Here is a 16,544-nt window from a genome sequence, read left to right as displayed (position 1 = left end):
GGAATTTCGTTCTTGTTATGTCCTGCGATGGACTGAGAAATACCCCGGAACGTTCGTTGTTGCAGCAGGTTGAAGATCGGGCGAGTAGGAAAAGTCTCTATAATTCGTAAAATTTTCGTTACGCTTCGGGCGATGCATCGTGTTTGTGCCGACTGCCGGGTTTGAAAAGGTCGATGGCTGTCACATAATCTTGACGACTATTTGCGCGCCCGGGCAGAAAAAGAGACCAAGGTGCGCGGCAAAAACCTGTTGGAGCAAGCTCGCTCTCGCAGGGATTGTGTTCAATCCTTTCTTTGTCGGGCCTTTATATGCGTATCAAAGTCCACTGCCAGAACCGCATCGGCATCCTGCGCGACATCCTCAACTTGCTGGTGGAGTACGGGATCAACGTCGCCCGGGGCGAGGTCGGCGGTGAGCACGGCAACGCGATCTATCTGCATTGCCCGAACCTGATCAACATTCAGTTCCAGGCGCTACGACCCAAGTTCGAGGCCATCGCCGGTGTGTTCGGCGTCAAGCGGGTAGGGCTGATGCCCAGCGAACGGCGGCATATGGAGTTGAATGCGCTGCTCGGCGCGCTCGAGTTTCCGGTGCTGTCGATCGACATGGGCGGTTCCATCGTCGCGGCCAACCGGGCGGCGGCGCAGTTGCTCGGGGTGCGAGTGGACGAGGTGCCGGGAATTGCACTGTCGCGTTACGCCGAAGATTTCGACCTGCCGGAGCTGGTGCGCGCCAATAAATCGCGAATCAATGGCATGCGGGTCAAGGTCAAGGGCGACATCTTTCTGGCCGACATTGCGCCGCTGCAGTCGGAGCACGACGACAGCGAGGCCATGGCCGGTGCCGTGCTGACCTTGCACCGGGCGGATCGTGTCGGCGAGCGCATCTACAACGTGCGCAAGCAGGAATTGCGTGGCTTCGACAGCATCTTCCAGAGCTCGAAAGTGATGGCGGCGGTGGTGCGCGAAGCACGACGCATGGCGCCGCTGGATGCGCCACTGCTGATTGAAGGTGAAACCGGCACCGGCAAGGAATTGCTGGCGCGGGCCTGTCACCTGGCGAGTCCGCGTGGTCAGTCGCCGTTGATGGCGCTCAACTGCGCGGGCCTGCCGGAGTCGATGGCCGAGACCGAGCTGTTCGGCTACGGCCCCGGTGCCTTTGAAGGGGCGCGGGCCGAAGGCAAGCTCGGGCTGCTGGAACTGACGGCGGGCGGCACGCTGTTCCTCGATGGCGTTGGCGAAATGAGCCCGCGCTTGCAGGTGAAATTGCTGCGCTTCCTGCAGGACGGCTGCTTCCGTCGCGTGGGAAGTGATGAAGAGGTTTACCTGGATGTGCGGGTGATCTGTGCAACCCAGGTCGACTTGTCGGAGCTGTGCGCGCGGGGCGAGTTTCGCCAGGATCTGTATCACCGCTTGAACGTGCTGTCGCTGCACATTCCGCCACTGCGCGAATGTCTCGACGGTTTGACGCCGCTGGTGGAGCACTTTCTCGATCAGGCCAGCCGGCAGATCGGTTGCCCGCTGCCGAAACTGGCGCCGGCGGCGATGGACCGGCTCAGTCACTACCATTGGCCGGGCAACGTGCGGCAACTGGAGAACGTGCTGTTCCAGGCGGTTTCGCTGTGCGACGGCGGCACGGTCAAGGCTGAGCATATTCGCCTGCCGGATTATGGTGTGCGTCAGCCGCTTGGCGATTTCTCCCTCGAAGGCGGGCTGGACGAAATTGTCGGGCGCTTCGAGAAAGCGGTGCTGGAGCGACTGTATTCCGAGCATCCGAGCAGCCGGCAGCTGGGTAAGCGGCTCGGGGTTTCGCACACCACGATTGCCAACAAGCTGCGTGAATACGAAGTCGGCAAGGCGGAGTCATAGCCTGCAGATGTATGTCTGTTATGGCCTCTTCGCGAGCAAGCTCGCTCCCACAGTAAAGCTTCATTTGGCGGCAGACCTTGTGGGAGCGAGCTTGCTCGCGAAGGCGGCGCTACAGGCAGTGAAAAGGTAATGCCTTGCCACATGGCGGCATGACACCGCCGGTTTTTCGTCTTCGATACATTTCCCTCCTTCCCGCAAAATCCCTCAAGTCCTTTGTTTACCGGGCCCTTGGCCGCCAGAAAAAAGTTGGTCTGCAAATTGCTTATGGCTCAGCAGTACAGCGGTGGGCGGCAAACGTCCGGCATGCAGAGGAAAGAGTGTGGACAAGTACCTTTATGTGGCAATGACCGGCGCCAGCCAGAACGCACTGGCGCAAAAGGCTCATGCCAACAACCTGGCGAACATCTCCACCAATGGTTTTCAGCGCGACCTGGAGCAGGCGCGTTCGATGCCGGTGTTTGGTGACAGCTTTCCGGCGCGTGCGTTTGCCATGAGCGAACGGCCCGCCACCGACTTCACGCCGGGCTCGCTGGTGCAGACCGGACGCGACCTCGACGTCGCCGTGTCGGGCAACGGCTGGATCGCCGTGCAGAACCCTAATGGCGGGGAAAGCTACGTGCGCACCGGCAGCCTCAATATCGATGCCCTCGGCGTGTTGCGTGCCGGCAACGGCATGCCGGTCATGGGCAATGGCGGGCCGATCGCCGTGCCGCCGGAACAGCAGGTGGAAGTCGGTGAAGACGGCACCATCAGTATCCGTGCGATGGGCGAAGGTCCGCGCGTCATGGCCGAAGTCGACCGGATCAAGCTGGTCAACCCGGACATCAAGAACATGAACAAGGGCCTGGACGGTTCGATTTACACCAAGGACGGCCAGCCTGCGCCGGCCGATGCCAACGTCAAACTGGTGTCGGGTTTCCTGGAGTCGAGCAACGTCAATGCCGTGGAAGAAATGACGTCGGTGCTGGCCCTGGCCAAGCAGTTCGAATTGCACGTCAAGATGATGAACACCGCCAAAGACGATGACCAGGCCATGGCTCGGGTCTTGCAGATCAGCTAATTATCAGAACGTCGCGCCGTAAAACAGGCGCACGAGGAGAATCGAATGCTTCCGGCTCTATGGGTTGCCAAAACCGGTCTGTCCGCCCAGGACACCAACCTGACCACCATTTCCAACAACCTGGCCAACGTGTCGACCACGGGTTTCAAACGTGACCGCGCCGAATTCCAGGACCTGCTGTACCAGATCAAGCGTCAGCCAGGCGCCCAGTCGACCCAGGACAGCGAACTGCCGTCGGGTCTGCAGGTGGGTACCGGTGTGCGCATCGTCGGCACCCAGAAAAACTTCACCGCCGGTAGCCTGCAGACCACCGAGCAGCCGCTGGACATGGCCATCGACGGTCGCGGTTTCTTCCAGATCCTGCAGCCGGACGGCACCACGTCCTACACTCGTGACGGTACTTTCCACCTCGACTCCAATGGTCAGATCGTCAACGCCAGTGGTTTCGCCCTGGAGCCGGCGATTGTCATCCCGAACAACGCCCAGACCTTCACTGTGGGCCGTGACGGCACTGTGTCGATCACCGTTGCCGGCAACGCCGCTTCGCAAGTGATCGGCAACCTGCAAACCGCCGACTTCATCAACCCGGCCGGTCTGCAAGCGGTGGGCAACAACCTGTTCCTGGAAACCGCCGCTTCCGGTGCACCGCAAGTCGGTACTCCGGGCCTGAACGGTTTCGGTACCACCCTGCAGAACACCCTGGAAACCTCCAACGTCAGCACTGTGGAAGAGATGGTCAACATGATCACCACTCAGCGTGCGTACGAGATGAACTCCAAGGTGATCTCCACCGCCGACCAGATGCTCTCGTTCGTAACGCAGAATCTGTAATCAAGTCTATGAGGCGGCCATGAGGTCGCCTGCAACACCGTGAGGTAAGGGTCATGAAGCGCTTTGTATCTGTTGTGGCATTGAGTGGGGTCGTCTCGCTCGCGGGCTGCGTCGCCCCGACGCCCAAGCCCAATGATCCTTACTACGCCCCGGTGTTGCCGCGCACACCGTTGCCGTCGGCCGCCAACAACGGCTCGATCTATCAGGCCGGTTTCGAGCAGAACCTGTACAGCGACCGCAAGGCGTTCCGGGTCGGTGACATCATCACCATCACCCTGAACGAGAAGACCCAGGCCAGCAAGAACGCCAACTCGCAGGTGGCCAAGAACAGCAAGACCGGCATCGGCCTGACGTCGCTGTTCGGCGGCAGTGGCACCACCAACAACCCGTTGGGCGGTAACGATCTGAGCCTGGACGTCGGCTACAGCGGCGACCGCGCAACCAAGGGCGACAGCAAGGCCGCACAGGGCAACACCCTGACCGGCTCGATCACCGTGACCGTCGCCGATGTCTTGCCCAACGGCATCATCGCCGTGCGTGGCGAGAAGTGGATGACCCTCAACACCGGCGACGAGCTGGTGCGGATCGCCGGCCTCGTGCGCGCCGATGACATCGCCACTGACAACACCGTGTCGTCGACCCGGGTTGCCGATGCGCGCATCACCTACTCGGGCACCGGTTCGTTCGCCGATGCGAGTCAGCCAGGCTGGTTCGACCGTTTCTTCCTCAGCCCGCTGTTCCCTTTCTAGGTGGCTACGTTGAATTTCAAGAGCCTCATGCTCGCTGCGGCGTTGATGTCCGCAGCCTTTGGTGCCCACGCCGAGCGGCTGAAAGATATCGCCAGCATCTCCGGCGTGCGTTCCAACCAGTTGATCGGCTATGGCCTGGTGGTCGGCCTCAACGGCACCGGCGACCAGACCACGCAGACCCCGTTCACCCTGCAGACCTTCAACAACATGCTCTCGCAGTTCGGTATCAAAGTGCCGCCGGGATCGGGCAACGTGCAGCTGAAAAACGTCGCGGCGGTGTCGGTCAGTGCCGATCTGCCGGCGTTCGCCAAACCGGGTCAACAGGTCGACATCACCGTGTCGTCTATCGGTAACTCCAAGAGCCTGCGCGGCGGCACTCTGTTGCTGACTCCGCTCAAGGGTATCGACGGCAACGTCTACGCCATCGCCCAGGGCAACCTGGTGGTCGGCGGTTTCGATGCCGAAGGTCGTGACGGTTCGAAGATCACCGTCAACGTTCCGTCGGCCGGTCGCATCCCTGGCGGTGCGTCGGTCGAGCGTTCGGTGCCGAGCGGGTTCAACCAGGGCAACAGCCTGACGCTGAACCTCAACCGTTCCGACTTCACCACCGCCAAGCGCATCGTCGACAAGATCAACGACATGCTCGGCCCTGGTGTCGCCCAGGCCATCGACGGTGGTTCCATTCGTGTGACCGCGCCGCTCGATCCGAGCCAGCGTGTCGACTACCTGTCGATCCTGGAAAACCTCGAAGTCGATCCGGGTCAGGCGGTGGCGAAAGTCATCATCAACTCGCGTACCGGCACCATCGTCATCGGCCAGAACGTGAAGGTATCGCCAGCCGCCGTGACCCACGGCAGCCTGACCGTGACCATCACCGAAGACCCGATCGTCAGCCAGCCGGGTCCGCTGTCCAACGGCCAGACCGCCGTGGTGCCGCGCTCGCGGGTGAATGCCGAACAGGAAGCCAAGCCGATGTTCAAGTTCGGCCCGGGCACCACCCTCGACGAGATCGTGCGGGCGGTGAACCAGGTCGGCGCCGCGCCGGGTGACCTGATGGCGATCCTCGAAGCACTGAAGCAGGCCGGCGCGTTGCAAGCCGACCTGATCGTGATCTGAGGACCGCGACCATGGATATGCGCAAAAGCGGTCTGGTCAGCAGCAGCGATTCGGGCTCGTACTCCGACCTCAATCGCTTGAACCAACTGAAGGTCGGCGACAAGAACAGCGATGCGAACATGCGCAAGGTCGCGCAGGAATTCGAATCGCTGTTCCTCGGTGAAATGCTCAAGTCGATGCGTTCGGCCACCGAGGCGCTGGGCCAGGACAACCCGCTCAACACGCCGGCCGCCAAGCAATACCAGGAAATGTATGACCAGCAACTGGCGGTCTCCATGTCCCGCGAGGGTGGTGGCATTGGCCTGGCCGACGTGCTGATAAAGCAGATGTCGAAGAACAAACCGATGGTGCCGGGCGAGGCTGCGGCCGCGTCCGCTGCCAAGCAGCAGGAAGCGCTGGCCAGGGCCGCTGCGGTGGAAACGCCGATTGCCGCTGGCACCGTGGCCACCCATGGCCCGTTGTCGCGACTCAATGGCGAGCGTCCGTTGTGGGCGTCGCGTTCGGTGCATGCGCCGAACACCGAACTGACCCATCGCAACGACATGGAAATGATCAACCAGCGTCGTCTGGCGTTGCCGCCGAAACTGGCGGATCGCTTGCTCGCAGGCCTGGTGCCGTCGGCCACGCCGGCAGCGGCCACTCAATTGCCGCAACGCGCCACGACTGCCGCTGTCACCGGTTCCGGCCCGCTGTACAACGGCGACTGGCTGGACCGCGCCGAGGCGGACAAGGCCTCCGGCGGACAGATGCAGATTTACGGTCGCGCCATGGCGCAGATTCCGCTGGCGCCGGCCAAACGCGCGTTCAGCAACGCTGACCAATTCGTCAACACCATGCTGCCGATGGCGCAGGAAGCCGCCGCACGCATTGGTGTCGATCCGCGTTATCTGGTGGCTCAGGCCGCGCTGGAAACCGGTTGGGGCAAGTCGGTCATGCGCGCCCAGGACGGCAGCAGCAGTCACAACCTGTTCGGCATCAAGGCCAGCGGCAACTGGAAGGGCGATTCGGCCCGGGCGATCACCAGCGAATTCCGCAATGGGCAGATGGTCAAGGAGACGGCCGAGTTCCGTTCCTACGCCTCGTACAAGGACAGCTTCCACGATCTGGTGACTTTGCTGCAGAGCAATAATCGCTATCAAGATGTGCTCAAGGCGGCCGATAACCCAGAACAGTTTGTACGCGAATTGCAGAAGGCCGGTTATGCGACCGACCCGAACTACGCGACGAAGATTTCGCAGATTGCCAGGCAGATGACGGTCAATCAGAACTACGCTGCGGCCGGCGTTTCAACAACGCCCTTATAAACACAAGGTAAGGTTTGAATCATGAGTTTGCTCAATATCGGGATGTCGGGGCTGGCCGCGAGTTCGTCCTCTCTGGCTGTGACAGGTAACAACATTGCCAACGTCGACACCGCCGGTTATTCGCGTCAGCAAACCGTGCAGGGCACCAAGTCCTCGATTCAGTACGGCAACGTGTTCATCGGTACCGGTACGACCCTCGCCGACGTGCGCCGGGTGTATAACTCCTACCTCGAATCGCAGCTGCACACCGCCACCTCGCTGAGCAGCGAAGCCGACGCCTATGGCGCGCAGGCGACAGCACTGGACGGCTCGCTGTCCGACACCAACACCGGCCTGACCGGCGTGCTGCAGAAGTTCTTTACCTCGATGCAGGGCGTATCGACCTCGGCCACCGACGACACTTCGCGTCAATCGGTGCTGACCGGCGCGCAAGCCCTGACCAGCCGCTTCAACGCACTGGCCAAGCAGCTCAACGACCAGAACACCACGATCAACGGCAACCTTGGCGACATGGCGGCCCAGGTCAACAAACTGGCCACCTCGATTGCCAATCTCAACCAGAAGATCGGCGAGATTTCCACCAGCGGCGGCCAGCCGAACGATCTGCTCGACACCCGCAACGAAGCCGTGCGTCAGCTCTCCCAGTTGGTCGGCGCGCAGGTCGTCGAGCGCGGCACCAGCTTCGACGTTTACGTCGGCAGCGGTCAGCCGCTGGTTGTCGGTAACACCACCAACACCCTGAGCACCGTGCCGAGCAAGGATGACCCGTCGCGCATGGGCATCCAGATGGACCGCGGTTCGAGCACCATCGACATCACTTCGGTGATCAGCGGTGGCGAAATCGGCGGTCTGCTGAGCTATCGCAAGGAAGTGCTCGACCCGTCGCTCAACGAGCTGGGCCGCGTGGCGCTGGTGATCGCCGATCAGGTCAACCGTCAGCAAGCCCAGGGCATCGACAAGAACGGTGATTTCGGCGCAGCGATTTTCAACAACATCAACAGTGCCGCGCTGATCAGTCAGCGCAGCATTGCCCAGGCGAGCAACAGCGCAGGTTCGGGCAACCTTGACGTCACCATCAGCGACACCGGCAAGCTGACCACCAACGATTACCAGGTCACTTTCACCAGCGCGACCAACTACACGGTCAAGCGCTCGGACGGTACCGACATGGGTTCGTTCAGCACCACGACCACGCCGCCTCCGGTTATTGACGGCTTTACCCTGGCCCTCAATGGCGGTGCCCTGAGCGCCGGCGACACCTTCAAGGTGACCCCGACCCGTGGCGCGGCCTCGAGCATCCAGACCGTGCTCACCGACCCGAAAAAAATCGCGGCGGCGGCACCGTTGACCGGCGTGGCCAGTGCCAATAACTCCGGCACCTACACCCAGCCGACGCTCACTGACACCATCGACATCTACAACCCGACCTCGCAGGCCGAGTTGCAGAACGCACTCAAATATTCGACCCCGGTCAAGCTGGTGTTCGGCGCGGTCGCCAGCGGCAGCCAGTCGTACAACATGGTCGACGCCAAGGGCAACACCATCGGCACCGGGACCATCGTGCCGGGGCAGGCCAACACCCTGAACCTGAAGATCGGCATGGTCGACTCCACCGGCGCGCCGGTGATGGACACCAGCGTCACGCCGAACGTGCAGAAAACCTTCACCGTGCAGACCACCGTGGGCGCAACCCCGAAGGCCGGCGAAACCTTCACCATGAGCCTGACCGGCGCGGCGTCTTCGGACAACCGCAACGCCCAGGCGCTGGTCGGCCTGCAGACCAAGCAGACCGTGGACACCGGTTCGGGCAGCAAGGGCATCAGCCTGACCGACGCCTACAACAAACTGGTGACCAACGTCGGTACCAAGGCCGCGCAAAGCAAGTCCGACATCGAAGCCACCACAGCCATTCTGGATCAGGCGCAGGGCGCGCGTGATTCGCTGTCTCAGGTCAACCTGGACGAAGAGACCGGCAACCTGGTCAAGTATCAGCAGTACTACACAGCGTCTTCGCAGATCATCAAGGCTGCGCAGGAAACCTTCGCCACGCTGATCAACAGTCTTTAAGGAGTCGTAATTCATGCGCATTTCCACCGCTCAGTATTACGCGACGCAAGCTGCTCAATATCAGCGCAACTACAGCAAGGCTGTCGCGACCGCGAACGAAGCCAGCAGCCTGCAGCGCATCAACACCGCCGCCGACGACCCGATCGGTGCCGGTCGCTTGCTGAAGCTCGGCCAGCAGGCCGCGATGCTCGATCAGTACAAAGGCAACATCGATACCACCAAGAGCGCGCTGACCGTTCAGGAATCCACGCTGACGGCTATCACCGATGCCTTGCAGCGCGCCAAGGAAATCGGACTGGCAGCCAACAACGGCATTGCCACCGACAAGGACCGCCAGGCTTACGCCGCCGAACTGAGCCAGATCCAGCAACAAGTGCTGGGCCTGATGAACTCCAAGGATGCCAACGGCAATTACCTGTTCTCCGGTTCGAAGACCGATACCGCGCCGTACTCGCAGAACGCCGACGGCACCTACACCTACAACGGTGACCAGACCCAGATCAACCTGGGCATTGGCGACGGCCTGTCGGTGGCCACCAACACCACCGGTTGGGATGCTTTCCAGCAGACGATCAATACCGCCCGGACCCAGACCACCATGACGGCTCCGGCGGTCGATGACGGTCGTGTGGTGCTGACCAACGGGATCGTCGGCACCGCTGCGACTTACAACGCGAAATTCACCGCCGGCCAGCCGTACACCGTGGATTTCATCAGCAGCACTCAAATCAAGATCACCGATGCCCTGGGCAATGACGTGACTTCCGAGGCCAGTCAGAACGGTCTGATCAGCAACAGCAACGGCGCCAACCAGACGGTCAGCTTCCGTGGCGTCGACATGAAGCTGAACATCAACCTCAAGGCCGGCGATACCAACCCGGACGCGGTCATTGCCGGTCACAGCTTCCAGCTGTCGGCTTCGCCGGACTCGTTCACCGCTTCGCGCAGCCCGGGCAACCCGTCGACCGCGGTCATCACCGGTTCCAGCGTCACCAGCCAGGCAGCCTACGACGCCGCCTTCCCGTCGGGCGGCGGCGCAGTCCTGAAGTTCACCAGCGCCACCGCGTTCGACCTGTACGCAGCGCCTGTCACTGCCGACAGCAAGCCGATTTCGTCGGGTACCGTAGCGGGCGGCAACGCCACGGCAGCGGGTGTGACCTTCGCCCTCGGTGGCACGCCGGCGGCCGGTGACCAGTTCTCGATCCAGTCCAACAACCACCAGACCCAGAACGTGCTCGACACCTTGGGCCAGATGGTCACGGCACTGAACACCCCGATCGACGGTGATCCGGTGGCCAAGCAGAAATTCCAGGGTGCCATGGAAGCCGGCCTCGGCAACATCGACAGCGCCGCCAACCAGATCGGCAGCGCGGTAACCTCCATCGGTGCCCGCGGGCAGTCGCTGGATGACCAGAGCACCACCAACCAGAGCCTGCAGCTGGCAAACTCCACCACTCAGGGCACGATCCGTGATTCGGATCCGGCCGAAGTGATGACCCGCCTGACCTTGCAGCAGACCATGCTGCAGGCCTCGCAACTGGCGTTCAGCAAAATCTCTCAGTTGGGCCTGTTCAACAAGATCTGAAGCCTGAGCGGGCGCGCAAGCGCCCGCTTGCTCTGATCGCTCTGTATCAATCGTCTTTTTTTGCGGTTTCAAAGGGCTCGCTGTTCCGGGCGGGTTCCCGCCGCTTGCGAGTCCGCCGTGAATTCACTCCCCCTTGTCAGTCTGGTCATTCCTTCCTTCAACCCGCGCTTTTTCGAGCGGACATTGAACAGTGCCGTCAGCCAGACTTACAGCCCTCTGGAGATCATCGTCTGCGATGACAGCCGGGGGTCCGAGATCGAACGTATCGTTGCGTCGGTCATCAAGGAGTCCGGCGTCGAGGTGCGCTACGTGCGCAATCCGCGCACCCTGGGAATGATCGGCAACCTCAAGGCATGCCTGAGTCAGGCGCGGGGCGAGTTCATCAAGTTCCTGTGCGACGATGATCACTTGTATGCCGACTGCATCCGGCAGCAGGCCCAGGAGATGATGCGTGAGGAGGTGAGCCTGGTGCTGGCCCAGAGACTGTTCTGGGATGCGCAGGACATCATCCTGCCCGCGCGCCTGGAAAACACCTCGTTGTCGCCACATAGCGGGCTGTTCAAGGGCGACGATCTGCTGGGCATCTTCGAGAAGTTCCCGGTCAACGTCCTCGGTGGCTTCACCAACGCGTTGTTCCGGCGTTCCGACGTTGAAGAGCTGTTGCCGGCCCTGACTCAGGACGGGCACTGCTTTGTCGCGTCGCTGGATTTTGCCCTGTATGTCTGCCTGCTGCGGCGCGGCAACCTTGCCGTGTCCAACAACGTACTCAGCGCCGAGCGGTTATACCCGGAGCGCCTGAGTGCGCAACAGCCGATGAAGGATGCCCTCGAAGTCGAGCGTGAGTGGATGACGCAGATGCTCAAGGCCCGCAGCGGTGAGTCGGCACCTGCACCGGGCTGGGTTCGTTACATTCCACTGGCCAAGGCCGACGAACAGCCTCGGGTCTGGGAAGAGTTGCCGCTGAGTCGCACCCTTGGCACCAAGCAGAGCCGTCAGGAGTGGAGCGTCGGCATCGACAGCTGGAGTTTTGCCGAGCTCTATGCGCAGTGGCTCGGCTGCCGGGTGCTGACCGAAGGTCAGCGCACATTGCTGCCGGAAACCCTCGCCGGCTGGTCGCATCAGCCACGGATCGTGCCGATCGTCATCGACCGGCAGGGCAGCCGTGACGGTGTCGAACGCACGCTGGCGTCGCTTGCCGCTCAGGATTATCCACCAGAGCTGATTCTGGTCCTGTCTGCCTCGTGTACCGATACCGAACTCGACGGGCGAGTGTTTCGCATGCCCCTGCAAGACGACGGCATGGAGCAGATCAATACGCTGCTGCCGCAACTGGAGGGAGCCGACTGGTTCTACCTGCTGCAGGCCGGCGATCGTCCGGTGGCCCCGGCGTTGCTGATCATGGCCGAGCGCATCGTACACTTCCCGTCGCTCAAGTGCCTGTACAGCGACGAGGGCAGTTTGCGTAACGGGGAGTCGGCAGAGCCTGCGTTCAAGCCGGATTTCAACCTCGACCTGATGCGCAGCTACCCCTATGTCGGGCGGGCACTGGCATTCGAGCGCGAGCGTTTTCTGGCACTCGGTGGTTTTGCTCCTGAATTCGCTCAGCTGGCGCCGCACGATGTGCTGTGGCGACTGGTCGAGAAAGAAGGCACCCAGGTTATCGGCCACATCGCCGAGGTCATGCTGGAGTCGCCTTTCGACCTGTCCAAATGGCTCATGGACCCAGGCGTCATCGAACAGAATCCGCGCGTGCTCGAAGCGCATCTGCAACGGCTCGGGCTGGCCCATGACATTCGCAGTGGCAGCTCCGAGCTGCTCAATCGCGTCGACTATCATCACGCACGGCGTCCGCTGGTCTCGGTCATTATCGTGACCAAGGATCAGACTGCCGCCTTGCAGCGCTGCGTCGAGACGCTGCTGGAAAAAACCGCCTACACCGAATACGAGCTGTTGCTGGTCGATAACGGCAGCACCAGTGCCGAAGCGCTGGCCTGGCTGGACGGCATGGCGCAGTTGGGCAGCGATCGGGTTCGCGTGCTGAATTTTGCGCAGCAGGGCAACGCAGCCGCCACGCTCAACTTTGCGGTAGGTCAGGCACGCGGTGAGTACGTGCTGATGCTCAATTCCTTTGCAGTCATCACCCAGTCCGACTGGCTGGACGAACTGCTCAATCATGCGCAGCGCCCGGAAGTCGGAGTGGTCGGCGCCAAGATCTACAATCCGGACGGTTGCGTGCTGCATGCCGGCCTGATTCTGGGCATGCAGGGTGCCGTGGGATTGCCCTTTTATGGTCAAGCGTTGCAGGCAGACGGGTACATGTTCCGCTTGCAGGCGGTGCATGACCTGAGTGCTGTCGGCGGTGATTGCCTGATGATTCGCAAGGCCGTTTTCGAGGCTGCCGACGGGCTCGACGAGCAGGACCTGGCGCAGGCCCTCAATGTGGCGGATCTTTGTCTGCGTGTGGGGCGGGAAGGTTATCTGGTGGTCTGGACGCCTTACGCCAAGCTGGCGCTGGGTGCGCGGCCAACGATCGAGGCTACGGCAGAAGAGCAGCAACAGCAGTTTCAGGAGCACGAGACGTTCTACAAGCGCTGGTTGCCCCTCATCGCGCGCGACCCTGCGTTCAACGTCAATCTGGCGGTGCAAGGTGTTGGCGCTTCCAGCTTCAGTCTGGAGCCGGGCCTGCGTACCGGTTGGAGCCCGTTTTTGCGCACGCAGTTGCCAAACGTACTGGCGGTACCGATCAACGCTTCCGCCATCGGTCACTACCGCATCAGTCAGCCGATGATCGAGCTTGAGGCGGCCAATCGTGCCGAAGGACGGATCTGCTACGGCTTGCCTTCGATCATCGATATCGAGCGCCAGTCGCCCGACGTGATCGTATTGCAAGGGCGCTACTCGGAAGGTGCCATCGAGGAAATTCCACCGTTGAAAAACTTTTTCAACGCCCGGCGGATCTACGAGCTCGATGACTATGTCATCGATGTCCCTCATCGCAATGCGCATATCCGCAACATGCCGAACAAGCACGAAATGGAGCGGTTGGTGCGGCGGGCAATCGGTCTTTGCGATCGTGTGGTGGTGTCTACCCAGCCGCTGGCCAATGTCCTGTCGAACATGCACCACGACATCCGGGTCGTACCGAACATGTTGTCGCAGCATTTGTGGACCGACCTGCGCAGCCAGCGTCGCACCTCGAAAAAGCCGCGCGTTGGCTGGGGTGGCGGCACCAGTCACCACGGTGATCTGGCGGTCATTGCCGATGTGGTTCGCGAACTGGCGAACGAGGTCGACTGGGTGTTTTTCGGCATGTGTCCGGACGACTTGCGTCCGTACATGCACGAGTTCCACGGCGTGATCCCGCTGGATGTGTATCCGGCGAAACTGGCCAGCCTCAACCTTGACCTGGCCCTGGCACCGCTGGAGTTCCACATCTTCAACGACTGCAAGAGCAACCTGCGTCTGCTGGAGTACGGCGCATGCGGCTACCCGGTGGTCTGCACCGATACCGAGGCCTATCAGGGTTACCTGCCGTGCACCCGGGTCAAGACCAATTCCACTGAGGAGTGGCTGCAAGCGATCCGTATGCACCTGGCCGATCCGGATGCCAGTTACCGCATGGGGGATCAACTACGTGAAGTCGTACTGCGCGACTACGTGCTGCGCGGCGACAACCTGCGGTATTGGGAAAACGGCTGGCTGGCGGACTGACCGGCACTGCTGGAAAAGAGGCGACTATCGAGTCGCCTTTTTTGCGTCTTCAGCATTCCATTTGTATCGGTATCGATACTTTTTCACCGCAGAGCCTCAAGCACTGGGATTTCCCTGTCGATACTTCTCTATTCGCTGACCTCGGACGGTGGCTGCTGGCGTGATCGGCTTGTGCCCGCGAGGCAGGTTCCGGTTCAACAACAACGCAAGGAAGACGCAAATGTCAGTAGTGAATGGAACGAGTGATGCCGATGTCCTGTTGGGCACCGACGGTGATGACCAATTTAATGGACTGGAGTCGGATGATGTGTTGCTGGCAAGTGCCGGTAATGATCTGCTGGATGGCGGGGATGGATTTGATACGGCGAGCTATTACGCCTTGTCCTCGGGGGTGAGCGTCGAGTTCAACGATGCTTCGACGACAGTCGCTGCGGGTGAGCTGCGCACTCACCTCAACACCATGAAGATGGACCCGTTCATCGAGAAACTTACCTTCACCGGTACCGGCGATTTCAAGGGTTACGGCAATGCCGGTGACAACGAGATCATCGGCGGTGCCGGCAACGACTGGTTCTGGGGTGGCGCCGGCGCGGATCACTTCGTGGGTGGCGAAGGCTTCGATACTGTCAGCTATTCCGACAGCCTTGAAGGTGTGAGAGTCCAGGACTTCGAGAACTACGACGCATTGACCATCGCTGCTGGCGACACCTTCACTGGCATCGAGGCGATTCAGGGATCGAATTTCGATGACATGGTGTATCTGCTCGATAACGCGATGATCGTGGATGGCGCCGATGGCTACGACACCGTGAGCTACCGCCACTCCTTTGATGGCGTCAGTATCGGCATTGGTCAGCAAGCGGGTCCGGATGTCACGTTGCTGAACGTCGAGAAAGTCATCGGGACGTCGTTCACTGACCGATTCACCGCCAACGTCGCGGGCGTGACGCTGGAAGGTGGAAGGGGCGACGATGTGTACATCATCAACAGCGCCGGTGTGAGTATTGTCGAGACGGACCTCTTCGGTGGTACCGACCACGTGTACACCAGCCTGTCGTCGATGCACATGGATCCGTTCATTGAAAACATGACCTACACCGGCACGGCAAACTTCACTGGCTACGGCAATGACGGGGACAACGTCATCGTTTCGGGCGCCGGCAATGACGTCCTTCTGGGTGGCGCGGGCGGTGATCGCTTTGAAGGCGGGGCCGGTATCGACATCGTCAGCTATGACGACAGCAGCGAAGGGTTGAGTGCTTCTCTTGACTGGGGGCCGCAAAGCGGCATCGCGCTTTACGACACCTACATTGATATCGAAGGCCTGCGCGGCAGCAAGTACAACGATTCGCTGCAAGGCAATTCGGACGACAACATCCTTGAAGGCGGCACCGGCGATGACCAGCTTACCGGTGGCGAAGGCAACGATCACCTTTATGGCGGACTGAAGTCCGGTCTCGACGGCGATGTTGCGCAAGCCGACACGCTGTCTGGCGGTTCGGGTGATGACGTCATCGTCAGTGCCGTGAATGACCTGGGTACAGTGGCCCATGGAGACCAGGGCGATGACACCGTCACGGTCAACAGCGGCAGTGCCTTCGGTGATGACGGCAATGACGTGCTGACCGGCACAGGCAGCAATTATCTGTTGTCCGGTGGCAGCGGTAATGACGTGCTGGTTCTCAACCTGGCGGGTCAGTCCGGTACTGGCGGCGTCGCGCTCGGTGGTATGGGGGATGACACCTATATCGTGAACACCACCGGGCTGGTGACGATCCAGGACGAAGGCTGGGACCTCAATGACACGCTGATCCTGAACACCGTCGCCAATCTCGACCAGTTGAACGTCACTCGCATCGGTGATGACGCCTATCTGTACGGCGCCAACGACGGCGGCACCGGCGTTCCCGACAGCGGCGTGAAGCTGCAGGGCTGGTACGCCGGGTACAACAACATCGAGCATCTGCAGACCGCTGACGGCCAGGTTTACGACCTGCCGGCCACGATCGATGGATTCGCGATGTTTGTCTGATCCGTTCGATGCAGTGAAGTAGCTTGATGAGAGGGATGATTCCGGCAACGGACTCATCCCTTTTTCATGCCCGGATGTCCCGCCGACGCAGGGCTGGCGGAGCTGGCGCGTTTCCTGCAAGTCCCCCTCAAATCGCCATAAAACGAGCGCTCGCGGTCATTGACCTGCGCCCGGACTGGCAAGGTTCAGCCGCAAAGGCCTGCAACAGCGAGGCCGAGCCC

At 61.2% G+C, this 16,544-nt stretch carries 10 protein-coding genes; all 10 read left to right on the top strand.

Annotated features, from left to right (window positions below; translation table 11 throughout):
• Positions 1 to 308 precede the first annotated feature (308 nt).
• Entirely contained in the window at positions 309 to 1,868 is a 1,560-nt protein-coding gene (locus MKZ87_RS05300; RefSeq protein ID WP_085699521.1) for a sigma-54-dependent transcriptional regulator, read from the top strand.
• A gap of 319 nt (positions 1,869 to 2,187) precedes the next feature.
• Entirely contained in the window at positions 2,188 to 2,928 is a 741-nt protein-coding gene (locus MKZ87_RS05295) for a flagellar basal body rod protein FlgF (protein ID WP_007958343.1), read from the top strand.
• Between the two features lie 45 nt (positions 2,929 to 2,973).
• Positions 2,974 to 3,759 (top strand): flagellar basal-body rod protein FlgG, encoded by a 786-nt coding sequence (flgG, locus tag MKZ87_RS05290; RefSeq protein WP_007958342.1) that lies wholly within the window; start codon positions 2,974 to 2,976, stop codon positions 3,757 to 3,759.
• Positions 3,760 to 3,812: 53 nt separating this feature from the next.
• Positions 3,813 to 4,508, top strand: a complete 696-nt coding sequence (gene flgH, locus MKZ87_RS05285; protein ID WP_085699519.1) for a flagellar basal body L-ring protein FlgH — start codon at positions 3,813 to 3,815, stop codon at positions 4,506 to 4,508.
• A 27-nt stretch (positions 4,509 to 4,535) separates the two neighbouring features.
• The gene (locus MKZ87_RS05280) at positions 4,536 to 5,624 is read left to right on the top strand and encodes a flagellar basal body P-ring protein FlgI (protein ID WP_011333019.1); all 1,089 of its coding nucleotides are present in this window, start codon (positions 4,536 to 4,538) and stop codon (positions 5,622 to 5,624) included.
• A gap of 11 nt (positions 5,625 to 5,635) precedes the next feature.
• The gene (gene flgJ / locus MKZ87_RS05275; RefSeq protein WP_266200376.1) at positions 5,636 to 6,928 is read left to right on the top strand and encodes a flagellar assembly peptidoglycan hydrolase FlgJ; all 1,293 of its coding nucleotides are present in this window, start codon (positions 5,636 to 5,638) and stop codon (positions 6,926 to 6,928) included.
• Positions 6,929 to 6,949: 21 nt separating this feature from the next.
• Positions 6,950 to 8,995 carry a flagellar hook-associated protein FlgK gene (flgK, locus tag MKZ87_RS05270; protein WP_085699512.1) on the top strand — a complete coding sequence of 682 codons (2,046 nt, stop codon included), beginning with the start codon at positions 6,950 to 6,952 and terminating at the stop codon, positions 8,993 to 8,995.
• A gap of 13 nt (positions 8,996 to 9,008) precedes the next feature.
• A complete protein-coding gene (locus MKZ87_RS05265) occupies positions 9,009 to 10,580 on the top strand; it encodes a flagellar hook-associated protein 3 (RefSeq protein WP_266200375.1) in 1,572 nt (523 codons plus the stop codon).
• A gap of 117 nt (positions 10,581 to 10,697) precedes the next feature.
• Positions 10,698 to 14,291, top strand: a complete 3,594-nt coding sequence (locus tag MKZ87_RS05260) for a glycosyltransferase (protein WP_266200374.1) — start codon at positions 10,698 to 10,700, stop codon at positions 14,289 to 14,291.
• Between the two features lie 220 nt (positions 14,292 to 14,511).
• Positions 14,512 to 16,323 (top strand): calcium-binding protein, encoded by a 1,812-nt coding sequence (locus MKZ87_RS05255; protein WP_266200373.1) that lies wholly within the window; start codon positions 14,512 to 14,514, stop codon positions 16,321 to 16,323.
• Positions 16,324 to 16,544 lie beyond the last annotated feature (221 nt).

Origin of the sequence: Pseudomonas sp. MCal1, from assembly GCF_026341415.1 — a bacterium.
Lineage (GTDB): Bacteria > Pseudomonadota > Gammaproteobacteria > Pseudomonadales > Pseudomonadaceae > Aquipseudomonas.
Note: the sequence above shows the minus strand (reverse complement) of the source record. Positions and strands in the feature narration are given on the sequence as shown.